21 protein-coding genes are annotated in these 17979 nt (G+C 60.9%); all 21 read left to right on the top strand.

What is annotated here, in order from left to right; translation table 11 throughout:
* Position 1 precedes the first annotated feature (1 nt).
* The 21 genes from pilO (at position 2) to VB144_04235 (ending at position 17978) form a co-directional block, all read left to right on the top strand.
* Entirely contained in the window at positions 2-643 is a 642-nt protein-coding gene (gene pilO, locus VB144_04335) for a type 4a pilus biogenesis protein PilO (GenBank protein ID MEA4882887.1), read from the top strand.
* Entirely contained in the window at positions 606-1220 is a 615-nt protein-coding gene (locus VB144_04330; protein MEA4882886.1) for a hypothetical protein, read from the top strand. The genes pilO and VB144_04330 overlap by 38 nt, the downstream gene beginning before the upstream one ends.
* Positions 1217-5470 (top strand): secretin N-terminal domain-containing protein, encoded by a 4254-nt coding sequence (locus VB144_04325; protein ID MEA4882885.1) that lies wholly within the window; start codon positions 1217-1219, stop codon positions 5468-5470. The genes VB144_04330 and VB144_04325 overlap by 4 nt, the downstream gene beginning before the upstream one ends.
* A gap of 244 nt (positions 5471-5714) precedes the next feature.
* A complete protein-coding gene (locus VB144_04320) occupies positions 5715-6773 on the top strand; it encodes a Xaa-Pro peptidase family protein (GenBank protein MEA4882884.1) in 1059 nt (352 codons plus the stop codon).
* A 15-nt stretch (positions 6774-6788) separates the two neighbouring features.
* Positions 6789-7346: an elongation factor P gene (gene efp, locus VB144_04315; GenBank protein MEA4882883.1), complete on the top strand. Its 558-nt coding sequence runs from the start codon at positions 6789-6791 to the stop codon at positions 7344-7346.
* Positions 7347-7479: 133 nt separating this feature from the next.
* Positions 7480-8562: a stage III sporulation protein AA gene (gene spoIIIAA, locus VB144_04310; GenBank protein MEA4882882.1), complete on the top strand. Its 1083-nt coding sequence runs from the start codon at positions 7480-7482 to the stop codon at positions 8560-8562.
* On the top strand, positions 8559-9074 hold the full coding sequence (locus tag VB144_04305; GenBank protein MEA4882881.1) for a hypothetical protein: 516 nt from the start codon (positions 8559-8561) through the stop codon (positions 9072-9074). The genes spoIIIAA and VB144_04305 overlap by 4 nt, the downstream gene beginning before the upstream one ends.
* Before the next feature lie 54 nt (positions 9075-9128).
* Complete coding sequence (gene spoIIIAC / locus VB144_04300) at positions 9129-9326, top strand: stage III sporulation protein AC (GenBank protein MEA4882880.1); 198 nt, start codon at positions 9129-9131, stop codon at positions 9324-9326.
* 11 nt (positions 9327-9337) lie between these two features.
* Complete coding sequence (gene spoIIIAD / locus VB144_04295) at positions 9338-9727, top strand: stage III sporulation protein AD (GenBank protein ID MEA4882879.1); 390 nt, start codon at positions 9338-9340, stop codon at positions 9725-9727.
* On the top strand, positions 9724-10938 hold the full coding sequence (gene spoIIIAE, locus VB144_04290) for a stage III sporulation protein AE (GenBank protein ID MEA4882878.1): 1215 nt from the start codon (positions 9724-9726) through the stop codon (positions 10936-10938). The genes spoIIIAD and spoIIIAE overlap by 4 nt, the downstream gene beginning before the upstream one ends.
* Positions 10939-10977: 39 nt before the next feature.
* Positions 10978-11505 carry a stage III sporulation protein AF gene (locus VB144_04285; GenBank protein ID MEA4882877.1) on the top strand — a complete coding sequence of 176 codons (528 nt, stop codon included), beginning with the start codon at positions 10978-10980 and terminating at the stop codon, positions 11503-11505.
* A gap of 39 nt (positions 11506-11544) precedes the next feature.
* Positions 11545-12198 (top strand): hypothetical protein, encoded by a 654-nt coding sequence (locus VB144_04280; GenBank protein MEA4882876.1) that lies wholly within the window; start codon positions 11545-11547, stop codon positions 12196-12198.
* A 20-nt stretch (positions 12199-12218) separates the two neighbouring features.
* Positions 12219-12800 carry a SpoIIIAH-like family protein gene (locus VB144_04275; protein ID MEA4882875.1) on the top strand — a complete coding sequence of 194 codons (582 nt, stop codon included), beginning with the start codon at positions 12219-12221 and terminating at the stop codon, positions 12798-12800.
* 102 nt (positions 12801-12902) lie between these two features.
* Complete coding sequence (locus VB144_04270; protein ID MEA4882874.1) at positions 12903-13286, top strand: Asp23/Gls24 family envelope stress response protein; 384 nt, start codon at positions 12903-12905, stop codon at positions 13284-13286.
* A 53-nt stretch (positions 13287-13339) separates the two neighbouring features.
* A complete protein-coding gene (amaP, locus tag VB144_04265; GenBank protein ID MEA4882873.1) occupies positions 13340-13879 on the top strand; it encodes an alkaline shock response membrane anchor protein AmaP in 540 nt (179 codons plus the stop codon).
* A 26-nt stretch (positions 13880-13905) separates the two neighbouring features.
* Positions 13906-14136 carry a DUF2273 domain-containing protein gene (locus VB144_04260; GenBank protein MEA4882872.1) on the top strand — a complete coding sequence of 77 codons (231 nt, stop codon included), beginning with the start codon at positions 13906-13908 and terminating at the stop codon, positions 14134-14136.
* Between the two features lie 16 nt (positions 14137-14152).
* Positions 14153-14638, top strand: a complete 486-nt coding sequence (gene nusB / locus VB144_04255) for a transcription antitermination factor NusB (GenBank protein MEA4882871.1) — start codon at positions 14153-14155, stop codon at positions 14636-14638.
* Positions 14577-15575 (top strand): O-sialoglycoprotein endopeptidase, encoded by a 999-nt coding sequence (locus tag VB144_04250; GenBank protein MEA4882870.1) that lies wholly within the window; start codon positions 14577-14579, stop codon positions 15573-15575. The genes nusB and VB144_04250 overlap by 62 nt, the downstream gene beginning before the upstream one ends.
* Complete coding sequence (gene xseA, locus VB144_04245; GenBank protein MEA4882869.1) at positions 15562-16731, top strand: exodeoxyribonuclease VII large subunit; 1170 nt, start codon at positions 15562-15564, stop codon at positions 16729-16731. The genes VB144_04250 and xseA overlap by 14 nt, the downstream gene beginning before the upstream one ends.
* 30 nt (positions 16732-16761) lie before the next feature.
* A complete protein-coding gene (gene xseB, locus VB144_04240; GenBank protein MEA4882868.1) occupies positions 16762-17022 on the top strand; it encodes an exodeoxyribonuclease VII small subunit in 261 nt (86 codons plus the stop codon).
* Positions 17019-17978, top strand: a complete 960-nt coding sequence (locus tag VB144_04235) for a polyprenyl synthetase family protein (GenBank protein ID MEA4882867.1) — start codon at positions 17019-17021, stop codon at positions 17976-17978. The genes xseB and VB144_04235 overlap by 4 nt, the downstream gene beginning before the upstream one ends.
* Position 17979 lies beyond the last annotated feature (1 nt).

Raw genomic sequence — 17979 nt, 5'->3', positions numbered from 1 at the left:
CATGGCCTTGGCGATTGGAGGAAGTCCGAAGCAGCAGAAGCTCTTGATCATCCTGCTGTGCGTGGTCGCGGCGGCCGGGCTTTACACTTACGTCTTCGCGCCTCAGGCGGCGAAGTACGATTCGGTGAAGTCGCAGCTTGCCGATGAGGGCACGAAGCTCACTATCAACCTGTCCAAGTTGAAAAGGGCGCCTGCAGCGGAGGAGGAGCTCTCAGCGGCTATCGCGGAGCTTGAAGGTTTTGAGAATCTCGTTCCATCGGAGGACGCGATCCACTACCTGTACCGGGACATTGAGTCGGTCTCTAGGAAGACCGGCACATCTATTCTCGACATCACCATGGGCGCACGCAAGGAGCGAGGCAGGTACGTGGAAGTCCAGGTCACGGCGAGCATCGTGGGGAAGTACAACGACATTCTCGACTTCGTTGAAGGCCTTGACGCCCTCCCCAGGGTGATCAACATGAATGGCTTCACGTTGAACGCAAGGGCCGAGTCTCCGGAAAGCGGCGTCGCTTGGCAGGACAAGCTATCCAAAGGCCCCGAAGGCCTCATATCGGCCACAGTGCAGATGACTACCTACGTGCGGGCGAAAGGCGGTGATCAGGTTGGCGATGGATCTGGGCCAAACGGAGCAAAGAAATGACCCCGAAGCCGGTGTGGCGCCGGAGCGGGGAAAGGCGAGGCGATACGGCGCGATGCCCATCGCATCCCTGGTGATCCTGGCGCTTGCCCTCACGTGGTTCGTATGGTTCATGAGTCACGGAGGCGCCATCAAGCTTGGCCTCGTCAATCCCACCGAGCCGATGCCTGTGATTGCGGGAAGGCTTGCTCCGAAGCTCGAGCCGCTCCTCAAGCGAAGCGACGCGCTGGGATCGAATCGGGCGGAGGAAGAGATCGCTCCTATTGGTTCAGGCCGATGGGATCCGTTTCAGTCGCTGGCGCCTGAACCCGTGAAGATCGTCCTCGAGCCGGAGCAGCCCTCCGCGCCGCCGCCCCCCCCTTCTCCCGAGCCGGAACCGCCGCAGGCGACGCTAACCGGGGTGATCGGCGCCGATTTCCGTAAGATAGCACTGCTTTCTGTGGACGGGCAGACGCAGATGCTTGGCATTGGCGATTCGCCCTACCATGGCGGTGTGGTCAAATCCATCACCGATGACTCCATAACCGTGAGCTTCCTAGGCAAGGAGCTCAGATACCAACTCGGAGGTGAGCACAGATGAGAAAGGCCGGATACGCACGACAGGCGATATACGGGATTGTGCTGTTGCTTTGTCTGATCTTCGCCGTTCCGGCTGTGGCCGGGGAGCAGGCCGGCCGAGTGAGCCTCGACCTCAAAGGCGCCGAGATCTCAGAGGTGTTCCGAGCCCTTGCTGAGCTGGGCAACATGAACATCGTCCTCGATCCTGCGGTCCGCGGCACGCTCACCATCCGCCTGAAGGACCTGGGCATAGACGAGGCCTTGAAGCTAGTTGCGTACACGACTGGCGTGGAGTACAGGATCGTCGGATCGAGCCTGATAGTTACGCCGCCCGGTGCGGCAGCAGGGGGATTCGAAAAAGTCCTGCTTGAAAAGTTCGCCCTTACATACGCAAAAACTGCCGATGTGGTCCCAGCCCTGGAGCTATCGGTGGGCACAGGGAAGATCCAGCCTGACGCCAGAAGCAACTCTATTGTCGCCCGCGGAAGCGCGGCTGATATGCAGAGTATCCGGCAGATCATTGCCATGCTCGACGTTCCGGTTGGACCTCCTCCCGAGGCCATCGTTCCGGCTGAGCCCGCCCCTGCGCCCAAGCCGGAGGCGAGGCCGTCGCTTAGGGTATTCCGGCTCCAGCATTCGGATCCAGCCTCTGCGAAAACTGCTCTGGGTTTGGCGCTTCCAACGGGCACTGTGGGTATCGATGTGCGCACCAATTCCGTTCTTGTAGTAGCAGGTCCAGAACAGCTGGCACAGGCAGCTGAGATCATCGCAGCCATCGACATTCCTGTCCCTGAGAAGCTCGATTCCCAGGAGGCAATCGCGAAGGCGCAGGCAGAGGCGGCACTGGCAGCCGCTTTACAACAGGCCCCCGCTCCGCGCCTCGAGTCGCTTGAGGTAGTGAAGCTCAAGTATGCACCGGCAGACGCCGTTGCCGGGCTTCTCTCCATATTGGTCTCTCGCGACAAGATGCAGGCTGACGGGCGAACGAACACCCTTGTGATGCTGTTGGACGAGGCGTCACGGGAGAGAGCGCTGCAGATCATCGCCCAGGTGGACGCAGCGCCGCCTGATGCCGCCGTGGGTGTTTCTGCACCCACAGCGGAAGCGGCCTTTGCAGCCTCTGGGCGGCATGAGGCGGACGCGACGGTCACTCAGCCGCAGGCTGCTCCGGCGGCAGAGGCTGTGAAGGTGATCAGGCTCGCCTGGGCGGAGGCCGACAAGGCTCGCACCGCGCTGAGCATTGTTCTGGATCAGACGAGAGTCAGTGTTGACCAGAGAACGAACTCACTGATCCTCAGAGCGTCTCCCGATGAGATCGCGAGGGTCCAGGAAGTCGTATCCCTGATAGACATACCAATGGCGCCGAAGGAGTCCGCTGAGGCGAAAGCCCCGGCAGAACCTCAGGCGTCGCCGCCTGCCAGGTCACTTCGGGTATTCCGGCTTGCCTACGCAGAGCCGAACTCGGTTCGAAGCGCGCTTTCGCTGGTGATGTCGCCTGATGGGGCGCAGGCCGATCAGAAAACCGGGTCGCTTCTGGTATTCGGAACCCCTGATGAGCTGGCGCTGGCTTCCGAGATCGTGGCCGCGATGGATATCGAGGCCCCGCCAGTGGAGGCTCTCGAGAAGACCGAGTCGGCCCAGTCTGCGAAGCCAAGTTCAGAACCGGAAACGGCAGAAGTGGTTCGCCTGGCTTACGCGCTGCCCTCCAAGGTGCGTGAAGCTCTCTTGCCAATGCTTCCGCTGGCTAAGGTCTCAGTTGACGAGCGAACCTCATCGGTAGTTATCATGGGAACCTCGTCCCAGAGAGACCAGGCCAGGAGGATCATCGCGGAGCTCGACGCGTATGTGCCTGCGGTGGAGAAGCAGCCCGTGATGAAGGCCGAGGTTGCGCCTGAGCCGCAGAAGACTGCCGCGCCTGAGTCTCTCGCGCCTGCGAAGGTCCTGCAGGCGCTGCGGCTTGTGAATGCGGATGCCCTGGCGGTCAAGGAAGCGCTTTCCCTTGTGCTTCCGGTCGGTGCCGTTCAGGCGGATGTCAGGACGAACTCCGTCCTGGTGTATGCAACGGAAGAGGAACTCTCCCGCGCGAAAGAGATGGTGGCATTCGTCGATGCACCGGCTCTGGCCGAAACTGAGCCCGTGGCCGCTGCGCCGTCTCTCGTGCCGTCTCCCGCGTCTCCTGTGAGGACAGTCCGCGTGTTCAGGCTTGCCGAAGCTGATCCGGTTTCGGTGAAATCAGCGCTTGGGCTGGTCATTTCGCCTGACTCTATTCAGGCGGACGCCAGAACCAACTCAGTTCTGGTGGTCGGCGTTCCTGATGACCTGGCCCGGGCCGCAGAGATAGTGGCTCTTCTCGACGTGGCCGCGCCGAAGGCGCCTGAGCCAATTCCAGCTTTGCAGGTTCAGGAGAAGCAGGCTGCGCCAACTCCACGTGAGCCAGAGCCTGAGATCGCCGAGGTTGTGAAGCTATCCTATGCTCAGCCGGCGAGGGTGAGGGAGGCCCTGGCGCCCACCATGCCAGCATCCAAACTGAGCATCGACGAGCGCACTGGGTCCATTGTGATCGTGGGGACCTCGGCCCAGAGGGAGCAGGCGAAGATGGTAATCCGTGAACTGGATGTCGAGGTGGCCTCGCCAATCCAGGGAGAGCATGAACCTGCCGTCAAGGATGCCCCGGAGGCGCTCCTCCAGCAGCCGGCGCAGGCTGCCGATCCAGAGGCTTTGCAGGTGATCAAGCTTGCGTACGCTCCTGCAGCAAAGGTTCGTGAGGCTCTGGCGCCTATCATTCCCGGAGATAGCATTACGGTGGATGAGCGCACTAACTCGCTGGTGTTTGCGACCACCCAATCCAAGCTCGCCAAGGCGATGCAGGTCATCGGGAAGCTCGATGTTGAGGTGGCGATGCCTACGCCTGAGCCAATTGCCGTGCCGCCTGCGCAGCCAGAGCCTGCGGAGGTTGTGGCCTACCGCATGGCAAACGCATCCGCCGAGTCCATCAGGGCTGCTGTTGGCCTCCTGGCGCCAGCAGCGGATGTGCAGGTGGAACTCAGAACCAACACCCTGCTGGTAAAAGCCGCGCCGTCTGTTCATGCACGAGTGCGCGAACTTGTGGCCAGCCTCGACATTTCAGTCTCCGCTCCGCCGACGCCGGAACTGCCGGCCCCGCCGCCAGATGTAATGAGGGTGTTCAGGCTCGCCCATGCGTCTGCGTCTGAGATTCGCACCGCCCTTGGTCTGGTAGTGCCGTCAGGCAAGGTTCAGGCGGATGACAGGACAAAATCCCTGATCGTCATGGCGCCTGAGGCCGCGATGACGGATGTGGAGTCGGTGGTCAAGAGCCTCGATGTTCCGTCCGTTAATGCCGCTGAGCCCGATCCAGTCGTTACGAGGGTGTATAGGCTGAACTATGCGGTTCCCGCCGACGTGAAGAGCGGCCTCGCCAGCTTCATCAAGGGCGACATCACGTCGGACTCCCGCACGTCTTCAGTGATCGTGCGAGCGAGCGAATCGGAGCAGGGCAGGGCGGTGCAGCTCATAGAGGCGTTTGATCAGGAGCTGCCTCAGGTCCTGATAGAGGCGAGGCTCGAGGAGATAAACGTCGACGCCGCGCAAAAGCTCGGCCTTGACTGGTCGTTCTCTGGCATCAAGTTTGGAGAGAACGCGCTCGGGGAGTGGGCGTCGGTGAGCCTCGATTTCATGACGAATCTCACTGCGCTTGAGGAATCCGGCGCCGCCACCCTCATCAGCCGCCAACACACGTTCACCGTTGACGGCAAGATGGGAAAGATCCTGATAGGCGACAGGATCCCCGTGATAGTGCAGGAGGTTCAGGAGGGGCAGGCAGTCAACACAGTGCAATTCATCGATGCCGGAATCGAGCTGTCCATCACTCCCAAGGTGAGCGACGACGGCATGATCACGACCACGGTGAAGCCTGTGATAAGCTCAATCGTGGGTTGGACTCCCCAGAACTACCCGCAGATACGCACTCGAGAGCTTGAGACGGTAGTATCGGTGAAGAGCGGTGAGACCGCAGTCATCGGCGGCCTGGTGCACCGGGATGAGATCCAAAGTCTTGCCAAGGTGCCTATCCTCGGAGACTTGCCGATCTTCGGAGAGTTCTTCAAGAAGCGGACTACGACATCGAAGAACACGGAGATAGTGATGCTGATAACCGCCTGGCAGATCAGGCCCGGACAGCGTCCGACCCTCTCTGCGCCGGTGGCGAACGACAAGTTCCCAGTTGTCGTAATGGGCGCCCCAATTGGCAAGTAGCGGCGCACTCCCGGACGCCTAGGCGGCCGAAGGTCGGCTGCATCCCCACCGATGAGGAATCGAGCGCGCCACACAGGAGTCGAGCTTGATAATGAGGCGCGAGGCCGCAGCCTCGCGCTTCTTCGTTCCAGGCGGCCGGTGCAGCTGCGGTTGCTGCGCTTGCTGAGCATCAGCTAGTCGCTTCCGCTGGGCCGTTGCCCAGGGTTCGCCATTGTGGTAGAGTGATTTCTTGGGAGGCATGTGTATGAAACTCGGCAGGTTCCGAGCTCTCTTCGCAGAGCGCGGCATCGACGGAATCCTTATCAGCGGCCGAGAGAACCGCTACTACATGAGCGGATTCTCAGGAACCTCCGCTATGCTGGTAATCAGCTCAAGCGACGCTGCCCTGGTGACGGATTTTCGCTACGTGGAACAGGCGAAGCAACAGTGCCCGGACTACCGTGTGATCATGCACGGAAGCCCAATGACCGATACCCTTCTCCAGGTGGTCAGGGAGATGGGCATTCACAGGCTCGGGTTCGAATCAGAGCGGATGACCTTCAGTGAGTACGATGCCATCGGGAAAGCACTCGAAGGGGTGGAGATGGTCCCGACAAAGGGTGCGGTGGAGTCACTGCGAATGCTGAAGAGTCCGGCTGAGGTGGAGCTGATCGCCGAGGCCTGCAGGCTCACCGACAAGGCCTTCAGCCATATCCTAGGCTTCATCAAGCCTGGCGTCACGGAGATTGAGGTCGCAACTGAGCTCACTGCGTTCATGGTGAAGCACAATATGACGCCCAGCTTCGACATTATAGTCGCCTCCGGCCCGCGCGGCGCGATGCCTCACGGCGTTGCGTCGGACAAGCCGATACGGGCGGGGGATATGGTTACCCTCGATTTCGGCGGATTCCTCAAGCGCTACACGTCTGACATGACCCGCACGGTTGTTGTGGGCAAGCCCACTGATGAACAGAGGGCAATCTACGACCTGGTCCTCCGCGCTCAGCTGGCTGGCCTTGCCGCCGCGAGGCCAGGCCTCACTGGCCAGGCCGTGGATCAGGCATCGCGCAGCATAATCGCTGCTGCGGGCCATGGCGATCACTTCGGGCACGGCCTGGGGCACGCAGTAGGCCTTGAGATCCATGAGAGTCCTAGGTTCTCTCCTACTGATTCTACTGTCATCAAGCCGGGAATGGTAATATCAGTTGAACCAGGGGTGTACATACCAGGCTGGGGCGGCGTCAGGATTGAGGACCTTGTTGTCATAACCGACGGCGAGGCCAGGGTTTTGTATGAATCAACGAAAGACCTTATCCAACTGTAGGCAGGGGGAGTTCCAATGATCTCTACGAACGATCTCAGAACCGGGCAGACCGTCGAATGGGAGGGCGGGGTCTGGGCAGTAGTCGACTTCCAGCATGTGAAACCCGGAAAGGGCCCGGCCTTTGTGAGGACCAAACTCCGAAATGTCATCACCGGTGGAATAATCGAGACCACGTTCAGGGCGGGAGAGAAACTCCCGAAAGCGCAGATCGACTACAGGGACATGCAGTTCTTGTACGAGTCCGGCGGAGAGTATTTCTTCATGGATCAGACCTCCTTCGAGCAGATCGCCCTTGGGGTTGATCTGCTAGGCGACGCCATTAAGTATCTGAAGGAGAACATGATCATCGGAGTTCAGTTCTACCAGGGAGCGCCCTTCGGAGTGGAGCTTCCGAACTTCGTGGAACTCGTGATCGTCCAGACTGACCCGGGCCTCCGAGGCGACACTGCGTCAGGAGGCACGAAACCCGCGAAGTTGGAAACCGGCGCAGTTGTGCAGGTTCCTCTCTTCATCCAGGAGGGCGAGAAGATCAGGGTCGATACCCGCACGCACCAGTACCTGGAACGCGTGTAGCTGCACAGGCGGGGCAACTCGAGGCTCTATGTAAGCGGCGGTGCTGAATGCCAGCGCGGCCGCTTTTCGTACGTACTGGAATAATCCCGCGGTCAGTGCGTATGATTCCATAGCATGTCTTGGGAGGACAGCCTTGGATCACCATCCATGCGACCCAGTGATTGAGCAGATATGCCCGGCGCTCCCACCTCGCGCCCGCGAGGCGGTTCGCGCCATCACTCCCGCTATGCGGGCCCGGCTCACTGAGATTCGACTCAGGCGAGGACGGACTGTGATGGGGTCGGCGCCAGAAGGCGATTTCCACGTGTGCTCAAACGGTTGCCTGCTTGCCGATGCCCGTTCTGCCCAACCCGGCGTTCAGCCAGTTTTTGTGAGCGAGGGTGAATGGGAGGCCGCTCTCAGGCTGGTGACCGACTGTTCCATATACGCGGTAGAGCACGAGCTTGCGGAGGGCTTCGTCACAATCCGCGGCGGGCACCGAGTAGGACTTGTGGGCCGTGCGGTCCTTGATGAAGGCCGTGTTCGGACCCAACGGGACCTATCCAGCATGAACTACAGGGTGGCCCGACAGATCCTCGGCGCAGCCGATGGCCTGATGCCGTATATTCTCGGCCCAGATAGGTCCGGGCCCGAAAGCGCACTGGTTCTGTCCGCGCCTGGGCTCGGCAAAACCACCGTCCTTCGCGACATCGCAAGATGCCTATCGTGGGGTATCGATCGGGCAGAGCAGGGCTCTGACGCGATGCCCGCGCGCGAAGGCAAAGTGACCCGTGCGTGGACGGTGGGTGTTGCCGACGAGAGGTCGGAGATAGCTGCGTGCATCGACGGAGTCCCCCAGAACGATGTGGGCCCAAGAGCTGACGTGCTCGATGGGTGCCCGAAGGCGAAGGGGATCATGATGCTGATCAGATCGATGTCTCCACAGGTGATCGTCACCGACGAGATCGGTCGGGATGAGGATGTGGAAGCCATAGCCGAGGCCGCCAGATGCGGGGTGGCTGTGATTGCAAGTGCACATGCTGGGGGGCTTGAGGACGCATTCAAGAGGCGCCCGCTCGGACAGATCCTTGGGAGCGGGATCTTCAGAATAGCGATCGTGCTAGGACGCTCGCTCGGCTTAGGCACCTGCGAGCGTGTGATGGATCTCTCAACAGGGGCCGATCTGGCCCCACATCCGTTCCGGCTTGGGAATGCGGCCCCTGGAGGCGGCAGATGATCTGCGCCATTCTGAGATTAGTTGGCGCCGCGGTGACGGTTGGAGCGTGCGGCTTCGCTGGGCTTGCCGTCGCCGATTCCTACAGAGCCCGGGAGCGGGACCTGGCGTCGTGGATCACTGCACTCTCTGCCCTGGAGACTGAGATCTCCTACGGCTCGAACCGGCTTGCGGCCGCGATGCGAAGGGCCGGTGCGGCAGCCGGGGGTGCGGCCGGCCGTGGCCTTTGCCGCGCGGCCGTTCTGCTTGAGGAGGGCGGCACAGGCAGCGCAGGGGAGTGCCTTCGAGTCGCCCTCGAGGAAGATGGACAGGTAGACGGCGCGGAGGACCTTGCTGCGCTGGGGCAGGCCCTCGGGGCTTCAAGCGCTCGAGACCAATGCCGGCACATTGCCCTCGCGTCGCAGCGCATTGAGAGACGGCGGCTTGCGGCTGAGGAGGCTGCTCGCAGGAACTGCCGGCTGTGGTCGGCCATGGGCTTCCTCATAGGAGGAATGGTGGTCTTGGCGGTTCTGTGAGCCACGCCAAAGGCGGGGCCGAGTCCAGTCGGCAACCGGGAGGAGGGCCACACATTGGGCTTGGATCTGATCTTGAGGATAGCGGGAGTAGGAGTGCTAGTGTCTGTCCTATGCACCATCCTCAAGCAACAGGGCAAGGAGGAATACTCGTTCCTGGTCGCCTCCGCCGGATTGGTGGTCGTCTTTCTCATGCTCATCCAGCACATAGAGGAACTCCTTTCGAGCGTTCGGTCTGTCTTCAAGCTCTGGTGAGGGCGCAAAACATGGAAATTCTGCAGATCGTGGGGCTTGCCTTGCTTGGAACTGTCCTCCTGACGATAGTCCGTCAAACACGCTCCGACATTGCTGTGGCGCTCTCGGCCGCCGTTGGGGTAGTGGTGTTCATGATGGCAGCGTCCCGCCTTGCGCAATTCGTCTCTGTACTGACCCAGCTTGCAGATGCAGCCGGCGTGAGCAGGATCTACCTCGACACAGTGCTCCGAGTGGTGGGCGTGGCCTACCTCGCCGCATTTGGGGCGCAGGTGTGCAGAGACGCAGGTGAGGGCGCGCTCGCTTCCAAGGTAGAGCTGGCAGGGAAGGTGCTGATCCTGATGATGTCCGTTCCACTGATGTTCGCCCTTCTCGAGCTGGTGTTCAGGGTGCTTCCGTCGTGAGTTCGCGGTGCGCGCGAGCTATGGCCGCCTCTGCCCTCGCGATCGCCGCCCTGAGCCTGGTGTGGGCCAGTGGGGTTGGAGCGGCCGGGGGAACGGTCGGCGACGTGGCGGCGCCCATGGATGTCGCACAAGAGGCCGTCGACCGTGAGCTGTCATCGCTAGACCTTCGATCCATTGAGGAGTTCGTCGCCGAAATCGATAGGGACATGGCCGAGCACATGCCCCGCTTCGATATCAGGGAGATAATCTCAAACCACGGATCCGGCCTGTTCGATGCAGGGCGCCTGGCGCGGGACGCGGCATCGCTCCTTCTCGGCGAAGTGAAGCTCAATCTCAGGCTCCTCGGCGAACTCATTGTGATAGCTGTGGTCTGCGCGCTGCTTACGGTGCTTGGAGATGGTCTTGGAGGCGAGGGACCCGCCGCCGTTGCCTGGTCAGTCTGCTACATGGTGATTGTGGCGATCGGGGTGAACGCGTTCTCCCTGGCGTCGCACATCGCCACTGGAGCGGTTGACCAGATGATGTCCTTCATGTACGCCATGATTCCATCCCTCACGGCGCTGCTCGCGGCGTCAGGCGGGATCGCCTCTGCTGCCGTCGTGTCTCCGATGATGCTCGCGGCCACGTCTGCCGTTGCGACCGTAGTGAAGAGCACGGTGATCCCGCTCCTGCTGCTTGCGGCTACGCTTACTCTGGTTGGGGATATCAGTGGGCGAAAGCAAGTATCTCGCCTCGCCGGGCTTCTCCGATCCTGGTCGCTCACAGTGCTTGGCCTTGTGTCCACTGTGTTTGTCGCCGCTGCCGGGGTCAGGGGAGGACTGGCGTCGGTTTCGGATGCTGCCGCGGCGAAGGCTGCGAAGTTCCTCTCGGGAAGCATGATTCCTGTTGTGGGCAAGGTATTCGGAGATGCCATCGATTTGGTGGCTACGTCGTCGATGATGATCAGGGGGGCGCTCGGCGCCTTCGGCCTGGCGGCGCTCGCGGTCGTGTGCCTGCATCCGGTGATCAAGATAGCAGCGATAATGTTCCTATTCAGGGCCGGGGCGGCAATTACGCAGCCCCTTGGCGACGCCAGAGTGTCCGATTGCCTTTCTGAGCTGGCAAACTCGATCACCTCACTGTGTGTGTCAGTTGCGACCGTCGGTCTGATGTTCTTCATCTGCATTTCCCTCATGATCGGGCTTGGAGGCGTGATCGCGGCAGTGCGGTGATAGTTGCGTGGACGGTGCTTCCGGTTGGGGGGTGCGAAGGTGGATGCGATATCCGGGTGGGTGAAGGGAATAGCCTCTCTGGTGCTGCTTGTGACCTTCCTTGAGATGCTCGTTCCCCGGTCGGACATGAAACGATTGGTCGATATCGTCATAGGAATTGCGGTGATAGCTGCGGTGATCTCCCCCATCGTGTCATTAGGCGGAACGCTGGGGTTCGCGTTCGACCAATGGTCTCGAACCTCCGAAACCGCGTTGGCTGGCCGGGAGGACGTAAGGTCCCGAGCTGCCGTCATGTCGCAGTCCATCGGAACTCGCGATCCATCCGAAGACCTCGCCCCGAGGTTAGCCGCACGTCTGTTCGAAGTGCAGGCATCAGAGGCGCTCCTGCGGGAATACGGCGATGCTGCATCGTCATGGAAGGTGTCGGCATCACTATCTCGCGGAGGAGAGCTGGAGTGGATCCGGATTGACATGCGCGGCGGAGGAACCGCCGAGAGTGCGCAGGACGTAGCGGCAGTCGTGGCGTCTGCGCTGTCAGTGCCGGCAAGATTTGTCAGTGCGAGATGAATGGCATTGCAGGATGAGCATTACGGGGAGGGGTCGTTCGTGAACGGGGACAAGGGGACTCGATTTGACTTATCCAAGATCCCGCGGCTCAAGTCCATGATAGCCATGGCGGCTCTCGGGGTGATACTGATCATCGCGGGCGCCGTCGCGCGGCCGGATTCGACTAGCACCAGTTCGCCTGGGCCGAACGCCCCTGGACTCGGACTCACTGATGATGCAGTGGCGGCCTCAACCGCTAGCCAGGCCGTATCGGGATCTGGAATGAGCGCCGATGGGCGTGTTCTGGATGCGTACCGCGCTGATCTGGAGGGAAGGATCGCAGGAATCCTGTCTAGAATTGACGGGGCCGGGACTGTCAGTGTGGAGATAACCCTCAGAGGAAGCACGTCCCGAGAGTACGCGGCCAACACAATCTCTGAGGACAGGACTACGGAAGAGCCCGACAAAACAGGAACTGGAAGCAAATCCGTTGAGAAGCGAATCACCAGGGAGATTGTCCTGGCGGCTGACCCCGGTTCTGGCCGAGGTCAGTCACCCATTCTAGTGAGGGAGGATGCCCCGGCCGTAGTGGGCGTGCTCGTAGTGGCCCCGGGAGCTTCAGATCCTCGTGTAAGGCGAGAGCTGTCGCTTGCGGCCGAAACTCTCCTGGCAATGCCAGCGCACCGCGTTTTCGTGGCCACAACTAGGAAGTGACAGATAGGAGGCTCTCGGCAATGCCGGCGAGAGTGATTGTCCCCAATCGGAAGTGTCCACGGGGTTCATATACCCTGGTGGCGCTGGCAGTAGCCTCGCTGATAGCAGGAGCGGTGTTGAAGGCGGGCCTGGCCAGAACCAAGATGGCTGGTGCGCCGGCGGCGACGTCTGAAGCCCAGCCTGCGGCGGAGGAGACCAGTGAGCATCAGGCAATTGCGCCTGTGGATCCTCCCATCGTCACTCCGCTCGAACCGGGCTTCTTCGACGACTACAAGTTCGAGCGGGAGCGCGCCCGCTCCCGGGAGATTGAGACGATCGAGATGCTTGCGTCAAATCCGGGAGCAGACGCAGGAGTTCGAAAGCGGGCCTCCGAAGCATTGCTCGCAACCGCAGATCGCGCCAGGCGCGAATTCGAGGCTGAGAGCATGATACGGGCAAAAGGATATCTCGATGCCGTCGTGTCTCTGTCGGATGCAGGCGCGTGTGTGGTCGTGAAGTCGGGAAGACTTGAAGAGGCAGGCGCAACGCAGATAGGAGATGCCGTATCCCGCGCAACCGGAGTGGAACTTAGGAAGATCACTATCGTAGAGTGTGCTAGGTGAAGGATAATCGCGTCATACGGTGAATTCATCTGCTATAATACACTTACGCGGCCCGCCACTGACTGCCAATGATCGTCTGGCGGCTGCCAGGGGGTGTGTGGAATGGGATTGGAAGACAGGCCAAGCCTGGGCTCGGTTAAGATCACCAATGAGGTTGTCGCAGTCGTCGCGGGCCTAGCGGCGACTGAAGTGGAAGGCATCGCCGGGATGGGCGGCGGGCTCGCCGACGGAATAAGTGAGCTGTGGGGCAAGAAGAACCTTTCCCGCGGCGTCAAGGTTGAGGTGGGCGAGCGGGAAGCCGCAGTCGATCTGTCTGTTGTGGTCAAGTATGGAGCAGTGATACCGGAAATCTGCGCCCAGGTGCAGAAGAACGTTAAGCAGGCGATAGAGGTTATGACTGGTCTCGACGTGGTTGAAGTGAATGTCCACGTAACAAGCGTTTTCTTTGAAGATAAGGATGCGCCCGGAGAGGTGCGTGTGCGATAGGCGCCATGGGTGGCCGCACAGGCAGAGATGGGTATTGGGTGAGGTGGCGAAGCTTGAAAACGATTGACAGAGTAGTCCTTGTCATCTCCGTTGCGGTAATGGCGTTTCTCTCAGTAGTGATTCTTGCCTCTGGATCCGGCGGATCGTTTCCCAATGATTTCGCCATCGCCTTCTATGATGCGCTCACTTCCAACCGGGTCATCACGGTCCTTGCGTCGATTCTCGTCGTTTTAGTGATGCTCTACGTGGTGATGCTGGCGCTGAAGTCCGACAGGGGTGAGCGCGACATCGTGGTGAGCACCGACCTCGGTGAGGTCCGCGTATCCATGGCGGCCATTGAGACCATTGCACGCAGAACGGCTCGGCAGGTCAGAGGCATACGCGATGTTGAAGCAACTGCAGATGGCGATAACGAAGGAATCAGGGTATTCTCCAGGGTGCAAGTATATCCTGACGTCAGCATTACCGAGGTATGCGAGCAACTGGAGAAGCAGCTTGCCGACGCCATTAACGCCGCCGTCGGAGTGCCTGTGAGATCGGTCCACACAGTAGTGCGGGGAGTGGCATCCGATCACAACAGGCCCCGAGTGTAGGGGCGGCTCGCGGAGAGGTGACCCGTATGCCTGGGTTCGGGAGCAACCACTGGAACATTCCTGAGGATCGCGCCGGTTCGATTATCGGCGCGGCGGCTGGAGCGGTTTTCGGCCTGCTGGTGATCGTGGCTGGTTTCTGGAGGGCCTTGGCCTTTCTGTTTTTCGTAGCTCTCGGCTTCATGATAGGCAGGTACATAGATGTCAACGACGATGTGAAAGATGATTTGGCTCGGCGGTTTGGCAGGCCGCGCGACTGACAGGAGTGGTATTGGCATGCGCACTGATAGGCGCAGGGCCCGCGAGGCCGCTATGAGGGCTCTTTATCAGATGGACATATCCGGATCCTCACCTGAACAGGCTTGCGAGTTCGCGGTGGCGGGCTCGCCAGATCTTGACCTGCCTGAGCGTGCCCAGCTATTTGCCAAGACGCTTGTGTTCGGAGTGGTGTCGAAGCTCAAAGAGATCGATGATGTCATTGCGCGACTCGCCCGAGATTGGGCCGTGGACCGGATGTCGCCGACCGATCGGAATGTGATGCGTATCGCCGTCTTCGAGATGTTGTATCTCCATGACGCGCCTGTGGCTGCCTCCATCGATGAGGCGGTGGAGATCGCCAGGCTCTATGGCAGCGCCGAGTCATCGAGGTTCGTGAATGGCATCCTCGGAAGCCTCGCTGAGATGATCAAGGGTGGTTCGGGTGGCGAAAGCGACGCGCGGAGCGGTGATGGAGGCGGCGATGCAGGCGAGCCTCGGGCTTGACACGAGTTGCTACACGACTTCGGTCGCGCTTGTGTCAGGCGATGATCTGGTTTTCGATGGTAGGATTCCGCTCAGGGTGCCCGATGGGGCTTGCGGGCTTCGGCAGTCAGATGCGCTTTTCCAGCATGTGAGGAACCTTCCGGCCCTGATCGGGGAGGCATTCGGCGCAGCACGCGAAGGCGGGTTCGAGGTATCCAATGTAGCGGCGAGCGCCTGGCCTCGCAGGGCAGAGGGCTCATACATGCCCGTATTCATGGCATCGGCGGGGTATGGCCGCTCGATCGCCTCGGCGTTGTCTGCGCGATGCGTTGAGGTATCCCACCAGGAAGGGCACATTGCCGCCGCATCATGGTCCGCCGGAATGGACCAGAACGGCGGCTTTCTTGCTCTTCACCTTTCCGGCGGAACCACTGAGCTCCTTTCGGTTCACGGAGTGTTTGAGTCCGATCTCATCGGTGGAACCGAGGATCTCAACGCCGGGCAATTCGTTGACAGGGTAGGTGTGGCCTTGGGGATTCCGTTCCCGGCAGGGCCTGGCCTGGAAGCGATGGCTCGCGGTTGCCCCGGCGGTGCGCTCAGGCTGCCTGTTGCTGTTCGCGGGCTCTCAGTGAGCTTCTCCGGCCCGTGTTCCGCGGCGCTCCGCTCTGTTCAGGCTGGCGCGCGAACTGAAGATATTGCCTTGGCCGTGTTCGACTGCATCGGCCGGTCGATGTCCTCACTGTGCGCGGCCGGGCTTATGCATACAGGGGCCAACTGCGTGCTCGCCGCGGGAGGAGTGGCCTCCAATTCGATCGTGAGAGAGATTATGACGACGAGCATCGGCTCGCTCGTCCCAGGGGCGCAGGTGCGGTTCGCGGAACCTGCATACTCAGGCGATAACGCGGTGGGGGCGGCCCTGCTCGGGCAGGAGGTGCGTCACTTTTATGCATGCCAATGACGCTGCCATGACTGTATCCGAAGTCACAAGGCGTGTGGCCAATGCCATCGGAAGCGACCCTGTTCTCGATGATGTGTGGGTTGAGGGCGAGATATCCAACTTCACGCATCATACGTCAGGGCACATGTACTTCACCATGAAAGATGCTGGATCCCGCCTGCGAACGGTGATGTTCCGCGCTGCAAACGCACGCCTCCGCTTCCGTCCCGGCAATGGGATGGAAGTGATGGCCCACGGTCACATCGGCCTCTATGAGCAGGCAGGGGAGTACCAGCTCTACGTCGACGTGATGGAACCCTTTGGCCTAGGCGGGCTTTACCTGCAGTACCTTCAGATCAAGGAGAGGCTCGCGGCTGAAGGCCTGTTCGACGAGGCGTCAAAGCGTGCGATTCCCACATTCCCCCGGTGCATAGGTGTGGTCACATCGCTCACAGGAGCGGCCCTGAGGGATATCATCAAGGTGTCTCGCAGGAGATGGCCAGGGATGGACATCCTGGTGATCCCCTCTCTTGTCCAGGGTGAGCAGGCGCCTGAGAACATAGAGGCGGCGATTCGCCTTGCGAACAAGGTGAACGCGGCGGACAGACCTGACGTGCTCATAGTCGGGCGCGGTGGGGGATCTGTAGAGGATCTGTGGGCTTTCAACGATGAGCGTGTCGCCAGAGCCATTCGCGCATCGCGGATCCCGGTTGTGTCAGCAGTTGGCCACGAGACCGACTTCACCATCGCGGATTTCGCGGCTGACCTTCGGGCGCCAACCCCGTCCGCAGCCGCAGAGATGGTCGCTCCAGACGCAATCGCCTACGCGAAACGTGTAGAGCTGGCGAGCAGCAGGCTGAGGCGGGAAATCCGAAGCATGGTGGATCAGAGGCGCCAGCATGTGGATGATCTCGGTCGATGGCTTGTGCACAAGATTCAGTCTAGGCTGAGTTCAAGCCGGGAAAGGCTCAATGCCCTCTCTGGAAGGCTCGATGCCATGGACCCCATGGCCGTGCTGAATCGCGGGTATTCCGTGTGCCGACTGACTGATGGGACCATCCTCCGGGATGTGAGAGCGGTGGGAGTTGGAGACGGAGTCCTGGTTCAGTTGGGCCGCGGAGGCCTGGGATGCGTTGTGCGCGAAGTCCATGATGGTCAGCTGGCGGAAGCAGAGTAGGCACAGTGGAGTAAGTGAGGAGCAGTCATCATGGGTGCGAAGAAGAAGGCAAGGTTTGAAGATGCCTTGACGCGGCTGGAAAAGATAGTTGCAGATCTTGATCGAGGCGATCTTCCTCTTGATGACGCCCTGAAGCTGTTTTCAGAAGGGGCGGAACTCGCGAGGGAGTGCAATGCAGTCCTAGATGAGGCGTCAGGAAAGCTGCAGGTGCTCCTGGAATCGGAAGATGGAACGACCGAGATCACAGCGGCGCATGACCTCGACATGCTCTCTGAGGAGGACGGCGAGTGAAGGGCGATAGTTGGTTGTCCCAGGTGACAGCGGAAGTCAACTCTGCGCTCGACCGGGCCCTGCCTCCAGTGATTCCCTCACAGGGGCCGCTATCGTCAGGGCTCCACTCGGCGATGAGGTATTCCGTGTTCCCAGGGGGAAAGCGGCTCCGCCCCGCGCTTGTGTATGCTGCGAGCGAGGCTGTCCGCGGCGTAGCCCCGCTTGCGACTGGGGCGGAGCGCAGAATCAGCGTGAACCCAGACTCCCTGAGCCGCCTAGGAGCGAACGCTGCTGCCTGGCCTGCGGCAGCAGTGGAGCTTGTTCACTGCTACTCCCTTGTTCATGATGACATGCCGTGCATGGATGACGATGACTTCAGGCGCGGCGCGCCATCCTGCCACAGGGCATTCGGAGAGGCGCTTGGCCTCCTGGCAGGAGATGCTCTGCTCACGCTGGCGTTTCAGGTTCTCAGCGACCCCTGCTTCGTCGATCTTGTGGGGGCTGACCGTGCGTGTGCATGTGTCCGGGAACTCTCCGTGGCGGCAGGCGCCTTGGGCATGGCGGGCGGACAGGCATTGGATATCCTGCCTCCTCCCTCTTGCGGAGCGGACGCTGAGAAGACGATGACCAAGATGGAGACCCTGAAGACGGGCAAGCTGATTCAGTGCGCTGTAGTCATGGGCGGCATCATAGGCGGTCTCGCTCCGGGAGATGCTGACCTGAAGCGCACATCTGCGCTTGCGCGCTTCGGACGGGATTTTGGCCTTGCGTTTCAGATCCGCGATGATCTCGAGGATGCCGAATCCCAGGATGAAGAGGCCGGCCGGCTAACGTCGGTTTCGGTGTGGGGCAAGGACGCGGCCGCTGCACGGCTTGGCTGCCTTGCAGGTTCAGCTCGCGATGCGGCCACGGGTTTCGGAGAGCCGGGGGATCGCATGTTGTACCTGGTTGACCTCGTATTATGCAACAGACGGTGAT

This window comes from Clostridia bacterium (assembly GCA_034926675.1).
Lineage (GTDB): Bacteria > Bacillota > DTU025 > DTU025 > DTU025 > JAYFQW01.
The sequence above is the reverse complement of the archived record's forward strand: the minus strand, read 5'-3'. Positions and strand labels throughout refer to the sequence as shown.